The following is a 3,951-nucleotide window of genomic DNA, read 5'->3' on the forward strand; positions in this document are numbered from 1 at the left end:
TAACAACAAACGTCGCCAAGAAACACTTAACGGCATGACCCCCAACGAATATGGGTGCCATGCCGTTAAGAAAAGTGCATAAGCATTTTAATTATTTAAGTTGTCTACTTGACACGGAGTAGTTCCGTTTGCGGTATGTCTTTTTAATTTGGTCTTTGGATAGTCTACTCGCTATTAATGCTAATTTTTGGTAGACTTTATAGGAAAATAATAAAACTGAAGAGGGGATACGATGCAGACATTAACTGCAGAAAATTTGTCTCGGGCATATGGGGACAAAACCCTATTTGATCAAGTCAATTTTTTGATCCACAGCGAAGATAAAATTGGCTTGATTGGTTTGAACGGCACCGGTAAAACAACTTTGCTGGAAACCATTGCTGGTATCCAAACACCAGATGCTGGTCAGTTTACCAAACCTAATGACTATAAGATCATTTATTTACCTCAAGAAACTAAATTAGAGTCTGGGACTGTTTTACAGGCCGCTTTAACAGGCACAGGGCCAGAATTTGAAGCGACTCGTAACTATGAATTAAGTTTAGATAAATATAATGGTAATCCTGATAATCAAGCGTTACAGGATCAGTTTTTCCAAGCAGAGAATGCAATGAACCGGTTAGATGCTTGGCAGTTAGACACACAGCTAAAAACAATTTTAACCGAATTAAAAATCACGAACTTCAATCAAGCTGTTACTGAGCTGTCAGGTGGCCAAATGAAGCGGGTAGCCTTGGCCCAAGCTTTATTGTCTACCGCCGATCTATTGATCTTAGATGAACCCACAAACCATTTGGATTTTGATAGTATTGCTTGGTTGGAAAAATATTTACAGAGTTATCCTGGCGCATTAATGATTGTGACGCATGATCGTTATTTCTTAGATGCGGTAACCAATCGTATTTTTGAATTAGATCGCGGCCGCCTGACTGAATTTAAGGGTAATTATGAGGCTTATGTCACGCAAAAACAGACACAAGTCCAATTAGAGCAAGAACAAACACATAAACAAAAACAATTATATAAACAAGAGCTGGCTTGGATGCGTGCCGGTGCCAAGGCACGTTCAACAAAGCAGGCGGCCCGTATTACCAGATTTAATGATTTGAAAGATCGTTTAAATACCGATCAGCAGGAACAATCACTTGAAATTGATATTCAAGAACAGCGGCTAGGCAAGAAAGTAATTGCTTTAAAAAAAGCGAATCTTGCCTTTGAGAACCAAGTGATCTTGAAAAATTTTGACTTGTTGGTACAGGCAGGGGATCGGATTGGGATCACGGGCGCGAACGGGGCTGGTAAGAGTAGTTTGTTAAATGTGGTTGCCGGGCGAGTGCCCTTAGATTCAGGTGTTTTAACAATTGGTGAAACTGTTAAAATGGCTTATTATACTCAAATCACGGAACCTATCGACCCTAATGTACGTGTCATTAAATACTTGGAAGATGTGGGCCATAATGTCACGAATAGAAGTGGTGAAACAACGAGTGTCACCCAATTGTTGGAGCAATTTTTGTTTCCTCGCAGCATGCATGGTACGTTAGTAGCGCGTTTATCCGGCGGAGAGAAGCGCCGACTATATCTTTTAAAGTTATTAATGAGTGAACCTAATGTGTTATTGCTAGACGAGCCTACGAACGATTTTGATATCCAGACGTTAAGTGTATTGGAACATTATTTGGATCAGTTTAATGGGACAGTAATCACGGTGAGCCATGATCGCTATTTCCTAGACGCAGTAGCCGATCAGCTGTTGATATTTAAAGGCAATGGTCTGATTGATCGTTATACGGGCCGATTGAGTGATTACTTGGCAGCTGACGCGCATCAATCTAATGATAATAGTCAGACGGCTGCTAAATCTGTGCAATCGACATCGGATGATTTAAAAGCACCACAAGTAAAAAATATCGCCAAAAAGACCAAACTCACTTATAATGAGCAAAAGGAATTTGAACAGATCGAATCTGTTTTGGATGACTTAGATAATCAGATTCAAGCGTTAAAACAAGAAATGGCGCATACGGATGGTACGGATTATCAACGCTTAGGCGACTTGCAGCAGCAAATTGATAAGTTGAATCAGGCGGTCGACCAAAAGATGGATCGTTGGGATTATTTAAGTCAATATGCTTAAATTTGATTGCGTAATGAGATGAGGAGAGTTGTCATGTTAGAAGAGGCTTATTTGGATTTAGAGCGAAAAATTCTAGAACAAGGTCATTATAAAAACGACCGCACGAATACGGGAACCTATAGTATTTTTGGGTATCAGATGCGTTTTGATTTGAGTACTGGATTTCCCCTATTGACCACTAAAAAAGTACCCTTTGGTTTGATTAAGAGTGAATTATTATGGTTTCTAAAGGGTGACACTAATATTCGTTTTTTGCTGCAACATAAGAATCATATTTGGGATGAATGGGCGTTTAAAAACTTTGTTGAAAGTGATGCCTATCATGGTCCTGATATGACTGATTTTGGACATCGAGCTGAGCAAGACCCAGCTTTTAAAAAGGTTTATACAGAACAAATGCAGCTATTTGATCAACGTATTTTGGACGATGCGCAATTTGCTCAGAAGTTTGGTAATTTAGGTGATGTTTATGGGGCACAATGGCGACATTGGCGGACAACTACTGGCGAAACGATTGATCAAATTCATAATGTGATCGAAATGATCAAGCACACACCGGATTCTCGGAGAATGATCGTGTCCGCTTGGAATCCAGAAGATGTCCCTACAATGGCATTGCCACCTTGTCATACACTATTTCAGTTTTATGTGGCTGATGGGAAATTATCCTGCCAACTGTATCAACGCAGTGGTGATGTATTTCTTGGTGTCCCCTTTAATATTGCAAGTTATGCGTTATTAACACATTTGATTGCGCATGAGACGGGGCTGCAGGTGGGTGAATTTGTACATACATTGGGTGACGCCCATATTTATAAGAATCATCTCCGGCAAGTTAAAGAACAATTAACCCGTCAGCCTAAATCAGCACCAAAATTGATTTTAAACCCAGATAAGCATGATATCTTTAGTTTTGACATGGCAGATATTCGGGTTGAGGGTTACGACCCATACCCGGCCATTAAAGCACCGGTGGCAGTCTAGGAGTGAGACATTATGTTTGCATTTATTTGGGCAGAATCCAGTAATCATGTGATCGGTAATCAAGGGAAAATGCCTTGGCATATTTCCGATGATTTGAAATATTTTAAACGCACGACGTTGAATCATCCGGTGATTATGGGCCGCAAGACATTTGCTAGCTTTGGCAGTAAGCCTTTACCTAAACGAGAAAACATTGTGTTGACCCACCAGGACATAATTTTTTCAGAATCTTCGGTAACGGTCGTACATGACTTAGATAAGCTCTTAGCCCGTGAACAGCGTAAGCCGACTGAATTATTTTTCGTGATTGGTGGGGCGCAAATATTTACATTGTTTAAGCCCTATGTTACCCAATTGTTTGTGACCCGAATTCACCGGGCTGTCGATGGTGATACGTTTATGCCAACGCTGCCGTGGTCAGAATTTGCGTTGACCAAGCAAACACCCGGTTTGAAAAATGAACAGTGGCCGCATACGTTTGAAATTTATCAGCGGCAGAAAGATTTCGTAAAGTAAAGTATATGATATGCTTTATAGTCATAAAAATTATGATAAAGATTGTGAGGAGTTAGATCTCATTGGTCTAACTTTTTTAACCTTGGGTACCTACTTTTTAATGAGGGCCATTTTGATGTCTGTAATGGTCATAAAGTCGTTGCCGTTTTGGAACACGGTTAAAATAAAATTGTTCGCAAGTAAATAGAGAGGCTGGGACATAAGTCTTTTTATACAGCCTAAAGTAAAAAATTCCTTGAGATCTGATCTCAAGGAATTTTTTGCTTTTATGTAGGCACGAAGTGCCTTCCAATGTTATTCTATAAGCGACAAAA

At 39.9% G+C, this 3,951-nt stretch carries 3 protein-coding genes; all 3 read left to right on the top strand.

Translation table 11 applies throughout. The annotated features are described in order from the left end of the window. Window positions 1-232 precede the first annotated feature (232 nt). Genes abc-f through FHQ08_RS12575 form a run of 3 tightly spaced genes read left to right on the top strand, consistent with a single transcriptional unit; the run spans window position 233 to window position 3,637 of the window. Window positions 233-2,137 carry a ribosomal protection-like ABC-F family protein gene (gene abc-f, locus FHQ08_RS12565; RefSeq protein WP_230914734.1) on the top strand — a complete coding sequence of 635 codons (1,905 nt, stop codon included), beginning with the start codon at window positions 233-235 and terminating at the stop codon, window positions 2,135-2,137. Window positions 2,138-2,170: 33 nt separating this feature from the next. After that, on the top strand, window positions 2,171-3,121 hold the full coding sequence (locus tag FHQ08_RS12570) for a thymidylate synthase (protein WP_230914735.1): 951 nt from the start codon (window positions 2,171-2,173) through the stop codon (window positions 3,119-3,121). A 12-nt stretch (window positions 3,122-3,133) separates the two neighbouring features. Further along, window positions 3,134-3,637, top strand: a complete 504-nt coding sequence (locus FHQ08_RS12575) for a dihydrofolate reductase (RefSeq protein WP_230914736.1) — start codon at window positions 3,134-3,136, stop codon at window positions 3,635-3,637. Window positions 3,638-3,951: the final 314 nt, after the last annotated feature.

This window comes from Agrilactobacillus fermenti (genome assembly GCF_021030645.1).
In the GTDB taxonomy this organism is placed as follows: domain Bacteria; phylum Bacillota; class Bacilli; order Lactobacillales; family Lactobacillaceae; genus Agrilactobacillus; species Agrilactobacillus fermenti.